This is a genomic window from Deefgea rivuli DSM 18356, assembly GCF_000620145.1.
GTDB lineage: Bacteria > Pseudomonadota > Gammaproteobacteria > Burkholderiales > Chitinibacteraceae > Deefgea > Deefgea rivuli.
This window is the reverse complement of record NZ_JHVM01000015.1, coordinates 41,055-63,644: the sequence shown is the minus strand read 5'-3', so window position 1 is coordinate 63,644 and position 22,590 is coordinate 41,055. Positions and strand designations below refer to the sequence as shown.

Sequence of the window (22,590 nt, the reverse complement as noted above, 5' to 3'; positions counted from 1 at the left end):
CGCTGGAATGTGCGTTTGTATTTTTAAGTCGATCGATCTGATGTATTTACTTATAAGCTTTAATAAATAAGCGCCACATGAATATACCCCTATGTATTGACCCACTGTTTCAACTGTTGCCAGCGCAGCAATACTTCACGTACATGCAGTTCAACTTCGCTTTCGCCAATTTCCCCTGTTAAGCCATTGGCTTTAATTTCACTTAAATCTACCCCCAAACGCGCGGCGAGTTTTGCAGCTGCGGGAGTGATTTTGAGTGCGCTGCTGGCGGCCTGGGGTGGCGCTGTGATGTGATAGCTCACTGGCTCTTCGTTTTCGGCGAGCAAAAAGCCAGTTGGTATTTCTTCTACTTCCATCATCAGCAATAAATCGCCACTATGGGCTGCTTCGCCTAGCGCAATGACAAAGCGACTGACTTCGCCGCGTTCTGGCGCATGAATCGGCCAGCTTTGGCCTTGGTATTCCAAGGTGAGTAGTAATTCATCTTGTGCGACGATTTGGCCAGGTTTCACGTGAAACACGCTGGCAACGACGCTATGCGTTAATTCGGGAGCGCAAATGAGATGCGTGGTGTAGTTTTTATTCATGAACGATAGACCTTAGAAGTCTTGATTTTAACCAAGTTGTGCCCGATTCAGACGACTATAATGCGGACACATTGTGCGCCGCAATACTGCAGTATTTTCTACTTTTCACTGCTTAGCACGCTAAACGTCGCTAAAACAGTCTGTTTTGATGATATTACGCTGGCAACGAAGGCTTAGCGTGAACATTCACTTTATCTGAATTGCACACTTATTTTCGGACTAGAATTCGGCTGACCATAGATGACGGTATTGATTGCTTCACATTGATGGTCTGATGTATTGCTTTCTAGGCATTGATTAATGATAGCTGTAGACCAATACCTCGTATTTATTTTTTAATTTGGAGTGACATAATGAGCGAATTAGTTTTAGTCATTAACGCAGGCTCTTCGAGCATTAAGTTTTCTTTGTTTGAAACGGGCAAAGCTGATCCGGTCGTTTTGTTCAAAGGTCAAATGGAAGGCCTTTACGTCGAGCCGAAATTTAGCGCTAAAGACGCAGCCGACAATAAAGTAGCAAATGAAACTTTGCCAAGCGATGTGCCAAAAACTCACGATTACGCACTGCGTTTTATGCTCGATTGGCTGCAATCGCGGATCAATGGCCGCAGCATTGCGGTAATTGGTCATCGCGTCGTGCATGGCGGCACAACGTATTCCAAGCCAGAATTGGTGACGGCGGAGGTGATTGCAGGCCTAGAAGCCTTGATTCCACTCGCGCCTTTGCATGCACCGCATAACATTACACCGATCCGCATTCTGCAAGAATTGCTGCCGAATGTGCCGCAAGTAACTTGCTTTGATACGGCATTCCACACGACGCAGCCTGAATTGAATCAATTGTTTGCGCTGCCGTATGAGTTTTCGCAAAAAGAAAATATTCGCCGTTACGGTTTCCACGGTTTGTCGTACGAATACATTGCCAGCGTCTTGCCAGAAATTGATACTAAGGCCGCAGAAGGCCGTACCGTGGTCGCGCATTTGGGCAATGGCTCATCGATGGCAGGTTTATTGGGCGGTGTTTGCCAATCGACGACAATGGGCTTTACCGCGCTGGATGGTTTGCCTATGGGAACGCGTTGCGGTCGGATTGATGGCGGTGTGATTTTGCATTTGCTCAATCATCTAAAAATGGATGCCAAACAAATCGAAACGCTGCTGTATAAAGAATCGGGTTTATTGGGCTTGTCGGGCTTTTCTAGCGATATGCGCGATTTGCAAGAATCAGATTCGCCACGTGCGCAAATGGCGGTGCAATATTTTGCCAATAGTGTGGTGCGTGAAACGGCGGCTTTGGCGGCGACTTTGGGTGGGATTGATGCCTTGGTGTTTACCGCAGGGATTGGTGAAAACGATGCGCACACGCGTCAATTGGTTTGTCATCAATTGCGCTGGTTGGGCGTTGATTTGGATGAAGCTGCCAATGCGGTGCGTTCAGGCGAGCCACGCCGGATTTCCTTGGCTGACAGTAAAATCGCCGTGTATGTGATTCCAACCAATGAAGAGCTAATGATCGCGCGCCAAGCATTGGCCTGCCTCGCTTGATTTAAAGCATAGCAACACCAAACCAAGGCTGTGAAATACAGCCTTGGTTTTTTTTGTTCTGTCTTTTGTGATCTAAGGCTTTTAGCTTGGCTTTTTCATGTGGATTTCATCTTGCTGCGGCATGATGAACTGTCAGAAGCAGTCAACTCCAGTTACGATGTCGGTATTGACCGTTTTTGAGTAGGAAGACCATGTTAGACCAAGATAATGTGATTGATGTGAGCGTAGAGCCGCGCAAAATACCGCCGATGCAGGGCTGGCAGTGGATTGTGAACGCGTTTATGTTATTCAAGCAGGCGCCGACAGCCTGGCTGGGGATTTCGGGCGTGTTTATTGTGCTGATGCTCGGGATGTCGATGTTGCCCTTTGTGGGAAGCTTGCTTTCGACGCTGCTGGGGCCTGTCTTTTTGGGTGGGGTTATGTTTGCGGCGCAAAAGCAGGCGCGCGGTGAAACGCCGCAACTGAGTGATTTATTTGCCGGATTTCAGCTGCGTTTTGCTGAGTTGCTCAGAGTGGGCGTCTTGTATCTATTTGGTACGATGTTGGTCATGGTGCTGATGGCCGCTTTATTGGCGGGTGCCGCTTTTGTGGGTTTGATTTCTTTGGATAAAAATCTGCAAGCATTTGAGCAAATGAGCGCAATTTGGCCTGTGATGATTTTGGTGGTGTTGGCATTTTCAGTGGTCTACAGCACGTATTTTTATGCGCCGACTTTGGTGATGTTGCAAGGCATGAAAGCCAGCGAGGCGATGAAGTTGTCATTTCTGGCATTCTGGCGCAATTGGCAACCGATTTTGGTGATGTCGGTGATCGGTGCGGTCGGTTTGATTTTGGCGATGTTGCCGATGTTTTTAGGTTTATTGGTGGCATTGCCCGTGGCATTGATTACTAGTTATGTATGTTATGTTGATGTTTTTGAAGCTTAAGAGTGTATTTTAAAAGTAGCGAGCGCCCGTCAGAACGGAGAGGCCGGAGCACAGAAACCGCAATGTACTCTTTGTACATGAGGATTTCGAGCACCGCCTGACCCGTTATCACGGGATGCGTAGCACTTTTAAAACACGCTCTGTAAACGGAGATCCACAAGTGACTGAGAGCCCTTTTAAAGGTAAGACCGGTGTTAAGCGCGTATTGAATGCTTTGGGTTATTCGCTGGATGGATTGAGTGCCGGCTGGGTGAATGAAGCGGCGTTTCGCCAAGTGACTTTACTGGCTTTGGTCGGGATTCCTTTGTCGTTTGTGCTAAGTATGCCAGCTTGGGCGCATGCGATTGTCGTCGGCAGCCATTTGGCCAGCATGATTGTTGAGCTGCTGAATTCGGCGATTGAAGCTGCGGTGGATCATACTTCATTGGCGAAACATGATTTAGCTAAACGCGCCAAAGATTTAGGTAGCGCGGCGCAGTTGGTGTGTTTGGTGAATTTGGCCGCGATGTGGGCTTTGGCATTAACGGCGTAGTTTTTCCAACGTAGATAAGAAAAAAACGGGCTACGGCCCGTTTTTTCTATTTGGGAAAGCGCGTTAAGGGGCGCTTGAGGTCTTTTTCAATATCGGCCAAGAGGATTTTGAGCGCCGCATCGGACACCATCACTTCCATCAGGCATAAAATCAAAGAGCCGGTCATTAAAACAAGGCTGGCGATAAATAGGCCTTGGGCAAATTGATCCAGATTCAGTGCAATAAGAATCATTGATACAATACACAGCAGCAAGCTGCTGATACCGAGCGCTTGCATATAGCGAATCAGCCAGACGCGCTGCCGCAGATTATCAAGCTGGCGTAAAATATTTTCGTTGGGATTGCTGGTGTGGTGATCGTAAAGCTGGCGAATAATGCTCGAAATAGCCAAGAAACGATTGGTATAAGCGAGCATCAGCAAGGAAATTGCAGGGAACAATAAAGAAGGGGTGTTAATACTAAAATTATCCATCATGGCCTTTCTTGAAATCTTTGATAATGTGTTGCTGGCGGCGACTAACGGGGAGTCGCTCGGGCACGTCGCGCAATACGACCACCCAATGCGCTTCACCACCGTCTTGGACTTCGCGCTCGAAGCCTGCAATATTATCGCGAGACACCAAACAATTCCTGTGAATACGCACAAACTTTGATCCAAATTCTTCTTCTAATTTGGTCAGCGAGTCTTCGAGTAGATATTCTCTATCCCGCGTACGCAGTGTGATGTATTTTTGCTCGGCTTTCAGAAAGCGCGCTTCGCCAATCGGAATCAGATGAATCCTGCCACGCTCAGTCACGCTAAAGTGGCTACGCATGCCATCGTGACGCGGTGCATCAGCTTGGGCTCCGGCCGGTTGGCGTAATTCGATCACTCGTTTTAATGCGGTGAGTAGACGATCTTGGCGGATGGGTTTGAGTAAATAATCCACGGCGCGTACATCAAATGCAGCCACGCCGTAGTCTTCAAATGCCGTCGCAAAAATCACCGCAGGTGGTTTAGCCAAATTCATCAGTTTTTTGGCAACCTCAATACCGCTCATTTGCGGCATTTGGATGTCTAAAATCACCACGTCGATGTCATGTTCGGCAATTTGCGGTAATGCACTCATGCCATTGGTGGCAGTACCAATGACTTGATTGGGGCACTCATGCGCGCAGTCATTCAGAATGTCTTGCAGACGATTCAGAGCGGGCAGTTCATCATCAACGAGAAAGAGTCGTAACGCAGCATTCATTGTTAAAGCTCCCGATAGGGTAGCGTGATATGTATTTGATAATAGTCGTTTCCTGAATTTATGCTGAGATTCGCTTCAGCATCGTAATAAAGCAGCAAACGTTCGCGTACATTGTCTAGCGCCATGCCATTGCCGCTTCGTAGCGGAATGTGATTCAACAGGGGATTGCGAATGTCGATATGAACTTCGTCGCGCACTCGAAATATATTTAATTGGATGACGCCGGGTTCAATTTGCGGCTCAATTCCGTGGTAAATCGCGTTTTCTAATAAAGGCTGTAATATCAATGGCGGAATTGAGGCGAGTTTTGGCATTTTATCGATATGCCATTCCACATGCAGCCGCTCTCCTAAACGCACATTTTCAATTTCCAAATAACCTTGCGCTAATTCGACTTCGCGCGCCATTGTGGAAAGTCCTGTCTCGCTACCCATCGCCACCCGAAATAAATCAGACAAATTCTCTAGTAATCGTTCGGCCAATTTGGGGTCGCTGCGTATTAAAGATAGCACCGCATTTAAACTATTAAAGAAAAAATGCGGCCTAATTCGCGCTTGCAAGGCCACGAGTCGCGCCTCGGCTAAGCGCGGCGATAGCGCGCGTATCCATAATTGATAATGCAACAGCAGCAGCAAAGTGACGCTCAGCGTCACCAGCTCAAAGCGCAGCGGCATCGCTTGCGTATCCATGGGCAGCAAATCTTGGAATAATTTCGACACACTCCACGCTACAATCAGAACCCAAGATAAAACAGCGATCAGCGCATTGCGATAGCTTAGCTTTTGCAATGGCACGCTACAGAGCGCCAAGCCGCCCAAAGAAATCAGCAGCACCGGCTCCACCCACAAGCTGGCTTCGGTGAGTTTGCCGCTCCATTCGCTCCAGCGACTGATTGTCAGCAACACATAAATCAGCACGCCCAAATGAATCAACACCAAGGCGCGCAGTAAAACACCTAGATTGCGAAAGTTGGGCATGAAAGTGGTCGATTGTTCCATTAATTCCTGATTTCCTGCTTACACTGTATAAATTAGCATAGCACCGTGAACTGACCTATGTCGCTTGCCGTTTTGTACTCTCGCGCGCTCGATGGATTATCCGCGCAATCGGTTACAGTCGAAGTGCATTTGGCTAACGGCTTGCCTGCGTTTAATTTAGTTGGCCTTGCCGACACCGAAGTGCGTGAATCGCGCGAGCGTGTGCGTGCCGCTTTGCAAGTTGCTGGGTTTGAATTCCCCAATCGTAGAATTACTGTCAATCTCGCTCCAGCCGACTTGCCCAAAGGCGCTGGGCATTATGATTTGGCGATTGCCATTGGTATTTTGGCTGCCAGCGGGCAATTGCCGTGCGAACATTTAGCTGAGTATGAATTTGCCGGTGAATTGGGTTTAACTGGACAATTACGTTCAGTGCGCGGTGCCTTGGCGCTGGCGATGGCGGCGCGTGATGCGGGGCGAACGCTGATTATCAGTGCAGAAAGCAGCGCAGAAGCGGCCTTGATTAAAGATGCAAATATCTTCGCCGCCGAGCATATTTTGCAAGTCTGTCGCCATTTACTCGGCGGTGAAACGCTGGCCGTGGCCGTGCCACCGACTGAAATTCCCACGCTGATTTACCCTGATCTAGCCGATGTAAAAGGCCAATCGGCGGCGCGGCGCGCTTTGGAAGTCGCCGCTGCGGGTAATCATTCACTACTACTGATTGGCCCGCCCGGCACCGGAAAATCAATGCTGGCGCAACGCTTGGTTGGCTTGCTGCCACCCTTGTTAGAACACGAAGCACTGGAAGCCGCCGCAGTGCAGTCTTTGGGGCAAAATGGCCTTGATCCACGGCAATTTGGCTTGCGCCCTTTTCGATCTCCCCATCACACTGCGTCCAGCGTAGCCTTGGTCGGCGGTGGTAGTGTGCCGCAACCAGGCGAGATTTCGTTGGCGCACCACGGCGTTTTATTCCTTGATGAATTACCTGAATTCGACAGAAAAGTTTTAGAGGTGCTGCGTGAACCGCTGGAAAGTGGGCGAATTTTTATTTCCCGTGCGGCGCGGCAAGCCGAGTTCCCCGCACGGTTTCAACTCGTCGCGGCGATGAATCCTTGCCCCTGTGGCTATTTGGGTCATCCGCAAAAAGCCTGCCGCTGCACGCCAGATCAAGTGGCGCGCTATCGCGGGCGGATTTCGGGGCCGCTGCTGGATCGCATTGATATGGTCGTCGAAGTACCAGCGATTCCCGAGGCGATCTTATTGGCGCGTGGGCAGAGCGAAGCCAGTGAGCCAGTGCGGATTCGCGTTAGCGGTGCGCGGGGTCGTCAGCAAGCTCGGCAAGGTTTGCATAATGCGGCTTTGTTCGGCGCTGCGATGGATCAGCATTGCCAGCCCGATGCAGCCGGTTTGGCTTTATTGCAAACTGCGGTACAAAAGCTGGGCTGGTCGGCGCGCGCTTATCATCGAGTTTTGCGCGTTGCACGAACGATTGCCGACTTAGCCAGCAGCGAAGCCATCACCAAGCAACATTTAGCTGAAGCGATTCAATATCGACGTGGCATTGAGTAGATGTATTGCCTTGTAGCTATTATTTAATATGGGCTACATGGAAATACATCAAAACCATAGTCCACGAAAAACATGAAAGGCACGAAAAATACACAAATTGAACTTAGGAAGTTCGAATCAAGTTCAGCACAGAAAATTTGCAGAAAGGTACGATTTGTTGATTCCATCAGTTTCTAAGCGCGAGAAAATAATCAAAATTTGTATTCTTCGTTTGGTTTTTTCGTGCCTTTCGTGTTTTTCGTGGACAACGCCTTTGCTGTTCTCTGCTAGACTTCTCCCCAATCTTTTTACTGGTTTCACGTGAAACAATGGCAGCTCCTAAATACGACGAATCTTCCGTCAAGGTCTTAAAAGGCCTTGATCCTGTCCGCCATCGTCCTGGCATGTACACCCGCACTGACAATCCGCTGCACATTTGCCAAGAAGTCATCGACAATGCTGCCGACGAGGCGCTGGGCGGATATGCAACGCAAATCGACGTGACGCTATACCGCAATCAATCGCTGCGCGTGCAAGACAATGGCCGTGGCATTCCGGTCGGCATTCACCCCGAAGAAGGCGTGCCGACGGTGCAGTTGGTGTTTACGCAATTGCACGCGGGCGGTAAGTTCGACAAAAAAGACGGCGGCGCGTACGCGTTCTCGGGCGGTTTGCATGGCGTGGGCGTATCGGTCACAAATGCGCTATCGACGCGGCTAGAGGTTGAAGTCCGCCGCGATGGGCAAATCAATCGTTTAGTGTTCTCTGGTGGCGATGTCATCGAGCCATTGTCGGTGCTCGGCACTTGCGCTAAAAAAGACACTGGAACCCGCGTTTTTGTGCAGCCGGATGCCAAGTATTTTGATAGCCCCACCATTCCACTGGCCGATCTAGAACATGTTCTGAAATCCAAAGCGGTGCTCTTGCCCGGTTTGATCGTCACCTTGAATGTTGAGCAAGCTAACGGCGAATTACTCGAAAAACGTTGGTGCTATCCGGATGGTTTGCTCGGTTATTTGAACGAGCAAGTGGCGGGCTACACGCAACTGGTGCCGATTTTGCAGGGCGAGAAGTACATTGAAGGCGAAGACGAAACGTTTAGCCGTGGCGAAGGCTGCGCATGGGCGCTAACGTGGACCGAAGACGGCGCGGTGAATCGTGAATCATATGTGAATTTGATTCCAACGCCAGCGGGTGGCACGCACGAAAGCGGCCTGCGCGATGGTGTGTTCCAAGTCGTTAAAACCTTCATCGATTTCCATAATTTGCTACCGAAAGGCGTGAAGTTACTGCCAGAAGATTTGTTTAGCCGCTGCTCGTTTGTGCTGTCGGCCAAAGTGCTCGATCCGCAATTTCAAGGGCAAACTAAAGATAAACTCACCAGCCGTGACGGCCTCAAGCTTGTTTCTGCGATGGTGCGATCGCCGTTCGAGCTGTGGCTGAACGAACACGTTGATTTGGGCAAGAAACTCGCTGAACTGGCGATCCGCGCTGCGCAATCGCGGCAGAAAAACGCGACCAAAGTCGAAAAGAAAAAATCCTCTGGCGTAGCAGTTCTGCCAGGTAAATTGACCGATTGCGCTTCGGACGAAACCGAGCGCTGCGAATTATTCCTTGTCGAGGGTGATTCGGCGGGCGGCTCGGCTAAAATGGGGCGCGATAAAGATTTCCAAGCGATTTTGCCGCTGCGCGGTAAGGTTTTGAATACGTGGGAAGTCGATAAAGATCAGATTTTTGGCAATAACGAAGTCCACGATATGGCGGTCGCGATTGGCGTTGACCCGCATACGCTTAATAGCGGCGCGGATATGAGCGGCTTGCGTTACGGCAAAGTCATCATTATGTCGGATGCGGACGTCGATGGATCGCACATTCAAGTGCTGCTCTTGACGCTGTTTTATCGCCATTTCCCGCAGCTGGTTGCCAATGGCCACATCTACGTTGCGCAGCCGCCGCTGTACCGCGTTGACGTTGGCGGCAGTGGTAAAAACAAACCGCCGCGTAAATTTTATGCGCTCGACGAAGGCGAATTGACCGCAATTTTAGACAAGCTCAAAGGTGAAAAACTGCGCGAATCGGCGTGGAGCATTTCGCGTTTCAAAGGCTTGGGTGAAATGAATGCCGAGCAATTGTTCGACACGACGATGAACCCCGACACCCGCCGTGTACTGCGTGTATCGATCCCATCGGACGTCGCCGCCAACACCCGCGACGTCATGAATATGCTGATGAGCAAATCCGAAGCCAGTTCGCGCCGCGCATGGCTAGAGGCACGTGGGAATGAAGTGGAAGCTGATTTGTGATGGGTATTGGCTTGTAGCCATTAGTAAATAATCGCTACAGCGATATACGTTAAAAAACCCGCTGATGCGGGTTTTTTAACGGTGTAACTGGCTGCATTCGACCCTTATGAGACGCTCAAGTGTTCTTCGGCAACCACATTGATTAGTGATTGAACGTAAACCCAAACAGAAGGTAACGCGATTCCAATAGCTGAATTTACTTTTAATATTTTTTCTTTCGTTACGTTATTTTCTTTCCAGCTTTGGCCTGAGTTATAAATATTTAGTAAAACTGGCATTAACCTATCGACAGCATAAGCAAAAATGGCCTCATTAGTTTCCCTATCTTCATACTCTTGCCAACGACTCAAGCACCAAATGGCTTGTAACTCAGGCAAAAGTCCAAATGCTTTATGAGCTGCTTCACGTTCTTTATTGATGAATTCATTGTCTTTGTGTTGATAGACAATTTGGTCTCCGACATATATTTCCGGTATGTCATGCACCAGCAATATCTCTATAACTCGGACAATATCAACTTCATAAGGAGATTCATCTATCAATAACTGAGCAAGCATGCAAACTTGCCAACTGTGTTCTGCTGAGTTTTCATATCTATCAGTGCCAATTACTTTGGTTTTTCTTAAAATGGATTTAAGTTTTTCTAGTTCGATAATAAAACTAAAAATATTTTGAAGTTTATTATTCATGGTAGATTCCATTTTTTGGTCGGACTTCCGCTGTTGGCCGATTGCCGCCAAATCCTAAATCAATCAATTAGTCGATCCAACAAGCTGAGCATTTTCTGGCTGCTGTTTTCCATACGATTCAGCGCATCAATCACTTGCGGTTTTTGCCCTGCTTGCCAAGCATTCAGCGCGGCAGTTCCCGCTTGATGGACTTCATTGTGCGGGGTTTCTAGCTCGCGGTAGACCGGATTGTTGCCTGCGAGTGCTTTGCCTTCGCCTTCGTAATACCAGCGGCCAAAGCGGCATTGATGCGGATCATTGGTTTCGTGATTGCTGTTCGCGCCCGAAACGCCTTCGTAAATTTTAAATTTGAAGGCGATATGATCGAGTTTGCTGACTTCAGCAAAAGTATTGAGCATATTCTTGCCGACTAGAGCTTCCATTTCGCCCGATACTTCAATGAGCAGCGCCATATCGGCTGCGGCATTGCTGCCCATTTCGCTAAATTGCGCGGTTTCTTCGGCCATTGCGTTCATCGTGGTTTTGACTGATTGCGTTTCGTGGCGAATATCGCCGACCAGTTTGCTAATGTCTTTGGTGGCCGAGCTGGTACGTTCGGCTAGTTTTCGCACTTCATCGGCCACCACGGCAAAGCCGCGGCCTTGCTCGCCAGCACGCGCCGCTTCAATCGCCGCATTGAGCGCCAGCAGATTGGTTTGATCGGCGATTTCTTTAATCAACTGCACGATGCTACTAATTTGATTGGATTGCTGATCAAGTTTATCGACCTCAGTCACCGATTGCGCTGCGGTGGACGAGAGCTGGTTGAGGCTGGCGGCAATGGTCGTAATCGCTTGGCTATTGTCACTCGACACGCGCGATAAAGCAGCTGCGCAGCGCAGTTCTTCTTTCATTTTGTCGGTGAGATGGCCGATTGAGTGGGATGAGGACGCTAGCGACTGGCCAAATTGCGCCATCGTTTGAAAAAGGGACTGATAGTATTTGCCGTCGCCATTGTCTTGGGTTTGCAGGCTAGCTAAAAAAATTTGATCGCTTTCCAGCTTGGTTTTTTCTTTTTTGAGCTGGGTATTTTCGATTTGCAGTACCCGAATTTGCTCGGATAAATCGTCGATCAGCTTTTTTTGACCAAAGAACATCTGCGCCTCCACAAGATAATTTTCTAATCCGCTCAGTATAGCCAACAATCCTAATCCCGCGCTTTTGCATTGCGATGCCGCGCTGAAATTGCGACGCTTTTGCAGGCAAAGTCACGGCTGATTTTTGCCTCATCACTTAAATTGAGATTTATCTCACGCCTGCGGGGAAGTCCCAATTTCATTCGCACTTCTTCACTGTATGATGCGGCGCTTAATGCTGTAAGGATCAGAGAAAATGAAGAAATGGATTGTGATTGCTATTGCCGCTTTAGCGCTACCGGCCTGGTATTTTGGCGCGGGGCAAAAACCGGCTACGGCGAGTGCTGTAGCCAGTAATACCGCCGAGCCGGGTACGACGTTACGGATTGCGTTGGAAGGTAAATATCCGCCGTTTGAATATGTTGATTCGAATAATAAGCTGGTTGGTTTTAATATTGATTTAGCCAATGCTTTGTGCAAAGAAATGGCCGTGAAATGCACGATTGATCGCTATGAATGGGATGCTTTGATTCCGGCGATTCAAGAGAATAGAGCCGACGCGATTATCGCGACGATGTCGATTACTGACGAGCGCGAAAAATTGGTGAGCTTTACGCAGCCCTACGCACACGTACCGGCGGCGTATTTGGCTAATAATAAACAGCAGTTTTTATTTCCCGTAATGACCGCCGATCGCTTGCAGGGTAAAACGCTGGGCGTCGTTGAAAAAACCACGTTTGATGATTATCTCAAAACCGAGTTTGATGCCAATAAAGTCAAAATCAAACGCTACGCCGATGCTGAGGCTTTACTCGATGGCCTGAAAAAAGATGAAATTAATTTCGCTTTTGGCGACAGCGCCGTGTTTGGTGAATTCTTGCGCGAACCCGCTCATGCTGCACAGTATAATTATGTGGGCAATATCATCAAAACTGATCCACGCCTTGGCCGTGGTGAAGCGATTGCGGTCGGCAAAGAGAATGTTGAAATGCAGGCCAAATTTAATTTAGCGCTGGATAAGCTAATTAAATCTGGGCAATACAAAGAAATGCAGTACAAATATTTCGTGCTGCAAATTTTATAAAAGCAGTACAGATTGAACAAGCCTCAACGCCAGCGTTGGGGCTTTTTCTGTTTATGGGCGTCAATTGATTTGCAACAGGTTTTCGCGGGCAAATCTGAGCCAACTCTAAGGTGATTTCAAGTGACTTGCCGCCGTGCAAATTAAGCCTATTGCCAGCTATAACACCATGCTGCCTGAGTATGAAAGCGGCGAGGCTACAGGAATACCCTAGTTCTCCAAAGTGCGGCGCTGCTGCATGATTCCGACATACTTTGTAATACATTGGCTTAGCTGTGTGAGCGTTGTGCTCGTTGCCGTTTTCGCCATTCAATAATGCGACTGGCAGGCGTATTTCTGCTGGGCGTAGGCCCATTTTTTATCTGCTTTGGAATTCTCTCAAATGAAAATCGCGTCCTATACATTAATGGCTGCGGCCATTGTTGGCCTTGCGGCATGTGGTAAACAAGCGCCAGTGGGCACTGAAACGGCCAGCGCGCCTGTGGTAGAAGCTGCAGCGGATAGCGACGTGATTAAAATCGGTAACGCCGCCGCGCTCACCGGCCCAGCCGCGCATTTCGGTAAAGACATCGAAAACGGCGTGCAATTGGCGATGGACGAAATCAATGCCGCAGGCGGCGTGGACATTGCTGGCAAGAAAATGAAGCTAGTGATGCTGTCGGAAGATGACCAAGGCGATCCAAAAACGGCGACCAATGTGGCGCAGCGTTTTGTTGATGCCAAAGTCGCTGGCGTGATCGGCCATATGAATTCAGGGACAACGATTCCAGCATCAAAAATTTATTCTGACGCCGGTATTGTACAAATTTCACCTTCAGCGACTGCTGTTGCGTATACCAATCAAGGTTTCAAAACTGCATTCCGCGTCATGGCGAATGATGCGCAGCAAGGCAAAGTGCTCGGTCAATATGCCGTCAATAAACTGGGCGCGAAAAAAATCGCGATTGTCGACGACCGCACTGCCTACGGCCAAGGCTTGGCCGATGAATTTGAAATCGCTGCGAAAGCCGCTGGCGCGGAAATCGTGAAGCGTGAATTTACTAACAACCAAGAAACCGATTTCAACGCGGTATTGACCAGCATTAAATCAGCCAAACCGGATTTGATTTTCTACGGCGGTATGGATGCACAAGCCGCGCCGCTGAAAAAACAAGCTAAAAAGCTGGGCGTAGAAGCCAAAGTCATGGGCGGTGATGGCGCGCAAACGCCAGAATTTATCAAACTCGCTGCTGGCGATGCTGAAGGCATGTACGCAACCAGCCCAGGAACACCGAAAGACCAGCTCGCTGGCGGTAAAGCGTTCTTAGAAAAATACAAAACCAAATTTGGCACTGATGTGCAATTGTATTCACCGTATAGCTACGATTCAGTGCACGTGATGGTCAAAGCCATGCAAGAAGCGGGTTCGACTGAGCCTGCGAAATACTTGCCGAAAATGGCCGGAGTGAAATACGAAGGCGTAACTGGCCCGATTTCTTTTGATGCCAAAGGCGATATCAACAACGGCGCGATCACTGTTTACACCGTGAAAGACGGCAAATGGGAAATCCTCGAAGTCGTTGGTGGCGCAGCCGCAGCGAAATAATCACGACGATTGTGATGATGAAAAAGGAGCCTGCGGGCTCCTTTTTGCATTGTTGCGCAAGCTTGCCCATATCCCCACTGCCTAAGTATCGCGCAGCGGCTTATAGTGGCAGCAACCCTTAATCATTCGGTGAACTCAAATGACAAATGCGATCAACTTCTACTACCCCATAGGCACGCTCGGCAAAGCTTGGGGCGCTGCGGAACGCGCGGCTTGGCTGGCGCAGCAGACCATTCAGCGTAGCTATCTGTTTGACGTCGTCACGCCATTAACCGCCTTGCTGTTGGATAGAGATTCACCGCTGGCGGATGTGGCCGAACTGGTCGAATACGGCGTCTTGGATTATCAGGCTCAGGGTTTCGCGCAATATCCGCTGTTTGCGGTGCGCAGCCGACTGTGGCAGGCAGAGCGGCCAACCGTGCTGGTAACGGGCGGCGTGCATGGCTATGAAACCAGCGGCGTGCAAGGCGCGTTGCAATTTATTGCGCAGCACTTTAGCCATTACAGCGCGCACGTCAATCTGCTGGTGTTGCCCTGTATCAGCCCGTGGGGCTATGAAACGGTGAACCGCTGGAACCCGAATGCGATTGACCCGAATCGCTCTTTTACCTCTGGTAGTGCTTCGGCTGAAGCCGCAGCGGCGAGTGCGTTGGTGAAGGCGCAAGCAGGCAAGGTGTTGGTGCATATCGACCTGCACGAAACTACCGATACCGATAACAGCGAATTTGGCCCCGCCAAAGCTGCCCGCGATGGCGTGGCATTTGACTATCACGACATTCCAGATGGATTTTATTTGGTCGGCGACAGCGAAAAGCCCGAGCCGGAATTTCAACGCGCCTTAATCGCCGCCGTCAGCCAAGTGACGCACATTGCTGCGGCCGATGTACAAGGTCGACTCATTGGCGCGCCGCTAGAACAACTCGGCGTCATCAACTACGCCAAGAAAGCGCTAGGTTTATGCGGCGGCATGACCGACGCCGTGTACGTCACCACCACCGAAGTCTATCCCGATAGTCCCAACGCCAGCCCCGCGCAATGCAATCAAGCGCAAGTGGTGACTGTGTGTGCGGCGATTGATTTTGCTATGCGCTAGGGGAACTGATGTTTATGGTGCTTTGGTATATAGCTGTGCGCATTATTCTTTAATGCATTTATTAATATACCCTAGTGTTTTCTAAGTATTCAATTGCGGTGCTGTTTTTAATTCTGGCCAATCGGCCAGTGGTATCGGGCGACCGAAGTAGTAGCCTTGTACGCGTTGGCAACCGAGTTCGCGCAGGCGGTTGGCTTGGGCTTCGGTCTCGATGCCTTCGCCGACTAGAATGACTTTAAAGCCGGCGGCCATATTGATAATGGCGGCAACAATGGCTTCGTCCTGAAGGTTTTCCAGCATCCGCGCGATGAACGATTGGTCGATTTTGAGGTAATCAAAGTCAAATTGGTGTAAATACGCCAACGATGAATAGCCGGTGCCAAAATCATCTATCGCAATGCCCACGCCCAAAAGCCGTACGCGTTTGATGAGGCTGGCAACGAGTTCGCTTTGTGTTACTAAGCACGATTCGGTGATTTCTAGCGTGAGATTGTGCGCGGGGAGGCCGGTTTCTTGCAGAATTTGCTGTAATTGCTCATAAAAATCCGATTGAATCAGTTGCCGCACGGACACATTCACGTGAATGTCGAAATCGTTGCGCCAGCCCGCTTGGAGCTTATTGGCAATTTGCTGGCATGATTCGCGCAACACCCAGTTACCGATTTGCAAAATAAGGCCTGAGTCTTCGGCGGCGGGGATAAACACGCCGGGGGAAATCATGCCGCGTGGGCTTTCCCAGCGGATTAGCGCTTCGGCACCGATTGTTTCTCCGTTTTGCAAATCAATGACGGGTTGGAAATAAACGCGGAATTCTTCGCGTTCTAGCGCTAGCCTGAGTTCGGTCATCAAGCGGGTTCTGGCGATGGATTGTTCAACCATCGCTTCTTCAAAGAGGGTGTAAGAGCCAAAACCTTTGGCCTTGGCTTTGCCGAGCGCCACACTGCTATTACGCAGCCATTCGTTTAAATTGCTAGGTGCAAAGTGACCGTGTACAACGCCAATTGATGCGGTGACTAGTACTTCATCGGCCGATTCGGCGGCTTGAAAGGCTTCGGAAAAATAGGCGAGATAACGCAATGTGGTGTGAATCGCATCGTCGTTGCTATTGATTTCTGACATTAAAATTGTAAATTCAGCACCGGCGGTGCGCGCCAGTAAGGCATTGGCGGGAACGTGTTGCTGTAGGCGCACGGCGATCGATTGCAAGAGCGCATCGCCCAGTGCATGCCCTACGCTGTCGTTGATGGCGCGATAGCCATCCAGACCGATTAATAGCATCAGCTGTTGATCCGCCGGTGCGAATGACCAATCGTTCACGGCTACCGCAAGCCCGTTGCGATTCATCAATCCAGTCATCGCATCAAAACGAATTTGCCGATTCAATTGCTTGAAGGATAGAGCGAGCTTGGCGGCCATATCGTTAAAGGTGTGCGTGAGTAGCGCGGTTTCGCGCAATTGAATTCGCGGTGTTGGAATGGCTTGCCAATCAGCTTGACCGAGTTTTTCTGCGGCTTGGGCGGTGGAGATAATCGGATGGGTAATCCGCCCGAGTACAAACCAACCGAGGATCGCAATCCCCAGGCCGATGAATAAAATAAATAGGGTCGTGAGTCGCTGCTCATGCCGAAGCGCGCCAACGAGATCTTTTTCAGGAATTAATACAACGATGCGCCAATTAATCCCGCCCGGATGGGTGAGTGGCACAATGCGGGCGTAGATACGATCTTTATTGTTGTAAAAGCTAAAGTGATCATCCTGCTGCAGCTGGCTGCTGGCTGCACGAATCAGCGGATTTTTACTTTCGCTCGCGAGTTGGCGCTGGCCGGGTTGGGTGGCGGTACTGCCGCTGGAGAGTACGCTGTCCATTGAGGAGTGAGCAATAAGGCGAGCGTCTTGATCCAGAATAAAAATGGCACCCGTGCCCAAATTCACTTGTTTGAGTAAAAGCTGATTAAATTGATCAATGCGAATATCACTGACCAGCACGCCTACTAATTGCTGCTGAGCATCAAAAACCGGCAATGAATTGGAAATCGTTACTGCTTGTTTTTCATCGATATTGCTATAAATATCCGACCACAACATGCTGCGCTGCTGGATAACCGGCAAAAACCACGGGCGGGTTCTGGGGTCGTAATTATCAATCCGCGCGTTTGGCGTATCAGCTTGCAGGCCTGGATAAATGTGCAATTGCTGTTGTGTTCTGGCGTCTTTCAGCATCAGATTAAATGTCGAGCTTTGCTCGGCGCGGCGTAAAGCAATAAAGCTGCCCGACATCGAGCCAAAACCAATGACGCTGAGTGCGGTTTTTTCGCGCAAAGTTTGCTCAAAAGTGATGCGTAATGGCGCATCAAGCATGGACAAATCATCCACTGGCTTGAGCTGCATCGTCTCGATGAGACCGGCCATAATTTTATTGCTTTGCTCTGGGATGTAAAGGAAGTTGAGCAAGCTGCGCTGTACATCGTAAACTTCGGCCGACATCACTTTGTCGCCTAAGCTGAGCAAAACTTTTTCTTGGTTGCGTAATTGCAAGGTGCTGCTGAGCCAGAGCGCTAGGCACAGTAGCGCCGCAAAGGCGAAGCTCACAGCGAATCTGAGAGAAATTTTATTTGGCAATTCAAGCTCAGTCTGGCAAAAAATAGGCTGGTTTAACTATAGCAGCAATGCTCAGGTGGGCTTGAATCCGATATATATACTGTTGTTTGTCGTTACCGCTTTGAACCAAGGCCGCGAGGCAGATAGAATACGGGGCTAGATTCACTTTGGCCTTTGATCCATGTCTGATGATTTGCTCACTTCCGTAGAAGAAACGCTTCCCGAACTACCTGCACCGAGCCAGGGCGGCGCGGCGCGGTTTATTGCCACGCAAGTCTCTACCACGCCCGACGATGGCGAATCGGTGCAACTGGGTTTATACGCTGAGAAAAGCTATCTCGAATACGCAATGAGCGTGGTGAAAAGTCGTGCTTTGCCGCAAATTGAAGACGGGCAAAAACCGGTGCAGCGGCGGATTTTATATGCGATGCACGAGTTGGGCTTAAGCTCGACCGCCAAGCCAATGAAATCGGCACGGATTGTCGGTGACGTGTTGGGTAAATACCATCCGCATGGCGATCAATCGGCCTACGATGCGCTAGTGCGGATTGCGCAAGATTTCTCGCTACGTTATCCATTGATCGACGGCCACGGCAATTTTGGTTCGCGCGACGGCGACGGCGCTGCGGCTTATCGTTACACCGAGGCGCGTTTAACGCCAGTGGCCGATTTGCTGCTCGGTGAGTTGGACAAAGGCACGACCGATTTCACACCGAACTACGACGGCGCATTCCAAGAGCCCGTGTTATTGCCTGCGCGTTTGCCGATGTTGCTGCTCAATGGCGCATCAGGGATTGCAGTCGGCATGGCGACCGAAATGCCATCGCACAATCTAGGTGAAGTCGCTGATGCCAGCATCGCCTTGATTCGCAATCCGAAACTCTCCACTGCCGAATTACTCACTTATATCCAAGGCCCTGATTTACCGGGCGGCGGGCAAATTATTTCTTCGCACAAAGACATCGCCACTGCGTACGAAAATGGTCGCGGTAGCTTGAAAGTGCGCGCGCGTTGGGAAAAAGAAGAACTCGCGCGCGGCCAATGGCAAATGGTCGTCACCGAATTGCCGCACGGCACGTCGACGCAAAAAGTGCTGGAAGAAATCGAAGAACTCACCAATCCGAAAGTGAAGAAGGGCAAAAAAGCACTCAGCCAAGATCAAGTGCAAACCAAGCAATTGATCCTCAGCGTACTGGATCGCGTGCGCGATGAATCGGGCAAAGACAAAGCGGTGCGTTTGGTATTCGAGCCAAAATCATCGCGGCAAAATTCGGACGATTTGATGAATCTGCTGCTGGCGCATACATCGCTAGAAAGCAGTTTGTCGATCAATATGGTGACGATTGGTCTGGATGGTCGCCCAGGGCAGAAAACGCTAAAAGATTTGATTTCAGAGTGGATCGCTTTCCGCTTTGTCACCGTCACGCGCCGCTGCCAACATCGCCTTGGTCAAGTCGATGATCGGATTCATATCTTAGAAGGCCGCTTGCTGGTTCTGCTGAATATCGACGAAGTGATTCGGATTATCCGACATTCAGATGAACCAAAATCCGCGTTGATGGAGGCGTTTAATCTGTCTGAGCGGCAAGCTGAAGACATTCTTGAAATTCGCCTGCGCCAATTGGCGCGCCTTGAAGGCATCAAGATTGAGCAAGAACTCAGCACGCTGCGTGATGAAAAAGCCGAGTTAGAAAACTTGCTCGCCAATCCAGCTGCGATGCAAAAACAAATTATCAAAGAAATTGAAGCAGATAAAAAGAAATACGCCGATCCACGCCGCACGCTGATTGAACACGCCGAGCGCGCAGTCGCCGAAGTGGCTGTCGTTGATGAGCCGGTCACGATTATTCTGTCGGAAAAAGGCTGGTTGCGTGCGCGCCAAGGTCACGGTCTTGATTTGCAAAGCCTGACGTTTAAAGATGGCGACAGCCAATTGGCGGCGATTGAATGCCGCACGATTGACCAAATTGCGCTATTTGGCAGCGATGGTCGCGTGTATTCCATTCAAGCCTCCGTCGTTCCGGGTGGTCGCGGTGATGGTGTGCCAGTGACGACTTTGGTCGATTTAGTCGCTAAAACACGCATTACGCAAATGCTGGCAGCGAAAATGGGCGAATGGGTCGTGATTGCAAATTCCAGCGGTTACGGTTTTGCTTGCCAGTTTGATAACCTGCTCAGCCGCCAAAAGGCCGGTAAAGCCTTTTTGACGCTCGATGAAGGCGAAACATTGCTGCGCGTTACGACGTTTGTTCCACGTGAAACATCGATTGTTGCCTGCCTTTCTAAAGCTGGAAAACTGCATCTTTTCCCGTATAGCGAATTTAAGCAGCTCACTGGCGGCGGGCGTGGGGTGATTACGATGGCCTTGGATGATAAAGATCAACTCGGCGCGATTACGGTTTGCGATGGAATCACACTCACCATTAATGTCGTGAACCGTGGCAAAGCGGTCGAGTGGGTGTTGAACGAAAACGAAATGGCACCGTACATCGGCAAACGCGCGCGCAAAGGCAAGCCGATTAGTAGCGCATTTAAGTTTCCAGGGTTTTAAATGAACAATCTTCCGGTGGGTATGAGTCTGGCGCTCTCATCAATATGGCTTGAGCTGGGTATACCCCATGAGCTATTGCAAAGCCGGAATTTGCCTTTGTTTGAAGAGGCGAGTGAATTGATTGACGTAGAAACTGCCTTGGACGGTCGTGTTTGGCAGCTCACGCCTGCGGCAGCAGCAGCGTGGCAGGCTATGCAGGCAGCAGCTTTATGTGATGGCATCGTCTTGAAAATCGCTTCGGCGTATCGTGCTAGCGCGCGGCAAGTTGAGCTGATTCAAAAAAAAATCGATTCAGGTATTTGTATCAATGACATCCTCCAAGTGCTCGCACCGCCCGGTTGCAGCGAGCATCACACGGGTAGGGCGGTGGATATTTTTGAGCCGGGCGGGCCAGTTGTTACTGAAGAATTTGAAACTACGCCTGCATTTGCTTGGCTAAGCCGCCACGCAGGCGAGTTCGGTTTTACGCTGTCTTTTCCGCGCGATAATCAATACGGCTATGTGTACGAGCCATGGCATTGGTGTTTTTCTGAGCGAGTCTGACGCGCTGCAGCATCTAGGGGATATACGGTAGTTCAGAAACGCCAAATTGATACGATATTGATATTAAGAGCACAAGAAGAACGAGATCTCCCCGTCCAAGCTCTAAAGCGATGAAGATCATGACCTACGCCATACACCCCGTTTGGAGCACCACCAGCCAGCCGCAGTCTTTGCTTTATGGCTTATATAAAGTCGGCGTCGATGGCGAACACGAAATCGCACAAGCCAGCCGTTTAGAATCCATAGAAGAATTACGGCAGCAGCTACTGCACCCAGAGCAGGGCGGAAAATAAAAAAGAGCACGGATCATCTCCGTGCTCTTTGTGTTTTTGGCGGTTTAAACCGCGCCGATATAATCCTGCTTGCCAATTTCAACGCCATTGCTGCGCAAAATCGCATACGCCGTCGTGACGTGGAAATAGAAATTCGGCTGCACAAACGACAGTAAATAAAACTCAGCCGTCATTGGATTGTCGGGCATAAAAGACAGCGTGATGGTTTTTTTCTCAGCATCGACAAACGCAGCTTGCGGTAAAGATTCAACAAAGCGCAGCGTTGCAGCAATGCGCGCTTGCAGCTCAGAAAAACTTTTCTCATTATCCTCATGCTTGGGCGCTACCGTGCCAGACAGCCGCGCGACGGCGAATTTGGCGCTGTCACAGGCAATTTGGATTTGTTTCGTCAGATTGAGCATATCGGGCGCTAGGCGCAGCGCAAGCATCGTTTCGTCACTGACTTTTTTCGCTGCGGCGTATTCGGCAGCTTTATCAAGCAAATGCGCCAGTTGTTTTAGTGCGCGAGCGTAGACTGGAACGGTGAGCTGATAATAATCGAACATGATGTTTCCTTTTTGGATATGAGCATCAATACAAAAATAGCAAAACGAATCAATTCGTCATTCCGGCGGCGCTCTGCGTACCTGAAGGTAAGGCCGGAATCTAGCTGCAATGTTAGTGGTTGCCATCGCTCTGGATACCGGCCTACGCCGGTATGACGAAGAGTGAATTCATTTCAGGCTTGTTTAGATCGCTAGGCTTATAAAGAGAGGGGGTTGTGCGGCGACCCCCACAGCATTGCGCTTTAGCTCTGCATATTCAAGTGCTCTAGCGTATCAATTGCACCGCGCCAAATTGATTGATTATGTATGTCGTTGTAGAGCTTATTGGCCAATGCTTGTGGCTCAATACCTGATGTATCAATAGTGAGGTCATAAGTCATATCTTGGTGGATTAGCGGGGTTTGCCACGCCACCAAACCGATGGCTCGATCACCACGCGCAGCTTCTCGTGCCAGCGCAATGTCGATATCACAATACACACCGACCAGCGCCACTGAATAGCCCGCCAGTTCGGTGAGTAATTCGCGCTTTTCTCCCGCATCACACCACGCGTTATCAATCAGCAAGCGGCAGCCAGCTTGCAGCAAAGCGGGCAGGCAATAATGATAGCCGCGCACCAAGCTCGGCCAGTCGTAGCCTGCACGTGTAATCACTTCACCTTGCTTCATCTGCTGTAAGTCACTAGGCGGCAGCGCGTACAAAATGCTATCGATACTGAAGTTTAAATATTGCTGCGGTAGTTTGTCTTGCAAAACCTTGGCGATACTGGTTTTGCCCGAACTACTCGTGCCATTGAGCAGAATGACTTGGGGAAGAGACATGGTGTTCCTGCATTGTTTCAC

At 49.8% G+C, this 22,590-nt stretch carries 20 protein-coding genes and 1 pseudogene; 11 read left to right on the top strand and 10 right to left on the bottom strand.

From position 1 onward, the window contains the following. Positions 1 to 89 precede the first annotated feature (89 nt). Positions 90 to 587, bottom strand: coding sequence for a biotin/lipoyl-containing protein (locus Q320_RS0107960; RefSeq protein ID WP_027468556.1), 498 nt, complete (start codon positions 585 to 587; stop codon positions 90 to 92). Positions 588 to 940: 353 nt separating this feature from the next. Here Q320_RS0107960 and Q320_RS0107955 point away from each other — a divergent pair, with 353 nt between their 5' ends. From Q320_RS0107955 to Q320_RS0107945, 3 genes are all read left to right on the top strand, one after another. Beyond that, positions 941 to 2,131, top strand: coding sequence for an acetate/propionate family kinase (locus Q320_RS0107955; RefSeq protein WP_027468555.1), 1,191 nt, complete (start codon positions 941 to 943; stop codon positions 2,129 to 2,131). 191 nt (positions 2,132 to 2,322) lie between these two features. Continuing rightward, positions 2,323 to 3,057: a BPSS1780 family membrane protein gene (locus tag Q320_RS0107950; RefSeq protein ID WP_027468554.1), complete on the top strand. Its 735-nt coding sequence runs from the start codon at positions 2,323 to 2,325 to the stop codon at positions 3,055 to 3,057. A 160-nt stretch (positions 3,058 to 3,217) separates the two neighbouring features. After that, positions 3,218 to 3,589, top strand: coding sequence for a diacylglycerol kinase (locus Q320_RS0107945; RefSeq protein WP_027468553.1), 372 nt, complete (start codon positions 3,218 to 3,220; stop codon positions 3,587 to 3,589). Positions 3,590 to 3,635: 46 nt separating this feature from the next. On the opposite strand, the gene Q320_RS0107940 is transcribed toward Q320_RS0107945, so the two are convergent. From Q320_RS0107940 to Q320_RS0107930, 3 genes are read right to left on the bottom strand one after another with little or no spacing between them, the layout of a single operon-like run. After that, a complete protein-coding gene (locus tag Q320_RS0107940; RefSeq protein WP_035853134.1) occupies positions 3,636 to 4,064 on the bottom strand; it encodes a DUF2721 domain-containing protein in 429 nt (142 codons plus the stop codon). Further along, positions 4,054 to 4,824: a LytR/AlgR family response regulator transcription factor gene (locus Q320_RS0107935; RefSeq protein WP_027468551.1), complete on the bottom strand. Its 771-nt coding sequence runs from the start codon at positions 4,822 to 4,824 to the stop codon at positions 4,054 to 4,056. Before Q320_RS0107935 ends, Q320_RS0107940 begins: the two co-directional genes overlap by 11 nt. 2 nt (positions 4,825 to 4,826) lie before the next feature. Then, the gene (locus Q320_RS0107930) at positions 4,827 to 5,801 is read right to left on the bottom strand and encodes a sensor histidine kinase (RefSeq protein ID WP_245590983.1); all 975 of its coding nucleotides are present in this window, start codon (positions 5,799 to 5,801) and stop codon (positions 4,827 to 4,829) included. Between the two features lie 78 nt (positions 5,802 to 5,879). Here Q320_RS0107930 and Q320_RS0107925 point away from each other — a divergent pair, with 78 nt between their 5' ends. Continuing rightward, complete coding sequence (locus tag Q320_RS0107925) at positions 5,880 to 7,373, top strand: YifB family Mg chelatase-like AAA ATPase (protein WP_027468549.1); 1,494 nt, start codon at positions 5,880 to 5,882, stop codon at positions 7,371 to 7,373. 308 nt (positions 7,374 to 7,681) lie between these two features. Then, complete coding sequence (gene parE, locus Q320_RS0107920; RefSeq protein WP_051534584.1) at positions 7,682 to 9,655, top strand: DNA topoisomerase IV subunit B; 1,974 nt, start codon at positions 7,682 to 7,684, stop codon at positions 9,653 to 9,655. A gap of 104 nt (positions 9,656 to 9,759) precedes the next feature. Here the strand turns inward: parE and Q320_RS19060 are convergent, their stop codons facing one another. The 3 genes and pseudogenes from Q320_RS19060 to Q320_RS21975 form a co-directional block, all read right to left on the bottom strand. Next, the gene (locus tag Q320_RS19060) at positions 9,760 to 10,344 is read right to left on the bottom strand and encodes an HD domain-containing protein (RefSeq protein WP_051534583.1); all 585 of its coding nucleotides are present in this window, start codon (positions 10,342 to 10,344) and stop codon (positions 9,760 to 9,762) included. Between the two features lie 59 nt (positions 10,345 to 10,403). Then, the gene (locus Q320_RS21980; protein WP_245590984.1) at positions 10,404 to 10,742 is read right to left on the bottom strand and encodes a CZB domain-containing protein; all 339 of its coding nucleotides are present in this window, start codon (positions 10,740 to 10,742) and stop codon (positions 10,404 to 10,406) included. 33 nt (positions 10,743 to 10,775) lie between these two features. Further along, positions 10,776 to 11,084 (bottom strand): annotated as a pseudogene (locus Q320_RS21975) (methyl-accepting chemotaxis protein); the annotation flags it as partial. A 631-nt stretch (positions 11,085 to 11,715) separates the two neighbouring features. On the opposite strand from Q320_RS21975, the gene Q320_RS19055 reads away from it, so the two are divergent. From Q320_RS19055 to Q320_RS0107895, 3 genes are all read left to right on the top strand, one after another. After that, on the top strand, positions 11,716 to 12,543 hold the full coding sequence (locus tag Q320_RS19055; protein WP_051534582.1) for a transporter substrate-binding domain-containing protein: 828 nt from the start codon (positions 11,716 to 11,718) through the stop codon (positions 12,541 to 12,543). Positions 12,544 to 12,922: 379 nt separating this feature from the next. Then, positions 12,923 to 14,125, top strand: coding sequence for a branched-chain amino acid ABC transporter substrate-binding protein (locus Q320_RS0107900; RefSeq protein WP_027468546.1), 1,203 nt, complete (start codon positions 12,923 to 12,925; stop codon positions 14,123 to 14,125). Positions 14,126 to 14,264: 139 nt separating this feature from the next. Beyond that, positions 14,265 to 15,218, top strand: a complete 954-nt coding sequence (locus tag Q320_RS0107895) for a M14 family metallopeptidase (RefSeq protein ID WP_027468545.1) — start codon at positions 14,265 to 14,267, stop codon at positions 15,216 to 15,218. An 81-nt stretch (positions 15,219 to 15,299) separates the two neighbouring features. On the opposite strand, the gene Q320_RS19050 is transcribed toward Q320_RS0107895, so the two are convergent. Next, positions 15,300 to 17,807, bottom strand: a complete 2,508-nt coding sequence (locus tag Q320_RS19050; protein WP_051534581.1) for a bifunctional diguanylate cyclase/phosphodiesterase — start codon at positions 17,805 to 17,807, stop codon at positions 15,300 to 15,302. A gap of 190 nt (positions 17,808 to 17,997) precedes the next feature. Between Q320_RS19050 and parC the strand changes: the two genes are divergently transcribed. The 3 genes from parC (at position 17,998) to Q320_RS21530 (ending at position 21,203) form a co-directional block, all read left to right on the top strand. Beyond that, positions 17,998 to 20,367 (top strand): DNA topoisomerase IV subunit A, encoded by a 2,370-nt coding sequence (gene parC, locus Q320_RS0107885; protein WP_084282481.1) that lies wholly within the window; start codon positions 17,998 to 18,000, stop codon positions 20,365 to 20,367. After that, a complete protein-coding gene (locus Q320_RS0107880; RefSeq protein ID WP_245590982.1) occupies positions 20,368 to 20,910 on the top strand; it encodes a M15 family metallopeptidase in 543 nt (180 codons plus the stop codon). It begins immediately after the preceding gene. A gap of 119 nt (positions 20,911 to 21,029) precedes the next feature. After that, entirely contained in the window at positions 21,030 to 21,203 is a 174-nt protein-coding gene (locus Q320_RS21530; protein WP_156939025.1) for a hypothetical protein, read from the top strand. A gap of 44 nt (positions 21,204 to 21,247) precedes the next feature. Here Q320_RS21530 and Q320_RS0107865 read toward each other — a convergent pair whose 3' ends face one another. Together Q320_RS0107865 and Q320_RS0107860 are read right to left on the bottom strand one after the other, a co-directional pair. Then, a complete protein-coding gene (locus Q320_RS0107865) occupies positions 21,248 to 21,748 on the bottom strand; it encodes a DUF1993 domain-containing protein (protein WP_035853131.1) in 501 nt (166 codons plus the stop codon). A 242-nt stretch (positions 21,749 to 21,990) separates the two neighbouring features. Next, complete coding sequence (locus Q320_RS0107860; RefSeq protein ID WP_027468541.1) at positions 21,991 to 22,569, bottom strand: chloramphenicol phosphotransferase CPT family protein; 579 nt, start codon at positions 22,567 to 22,569, stop codon at positions 21,991 to 21,993. Positions 22,570 to 22,590: the final 21 nt, after the last annotated feature.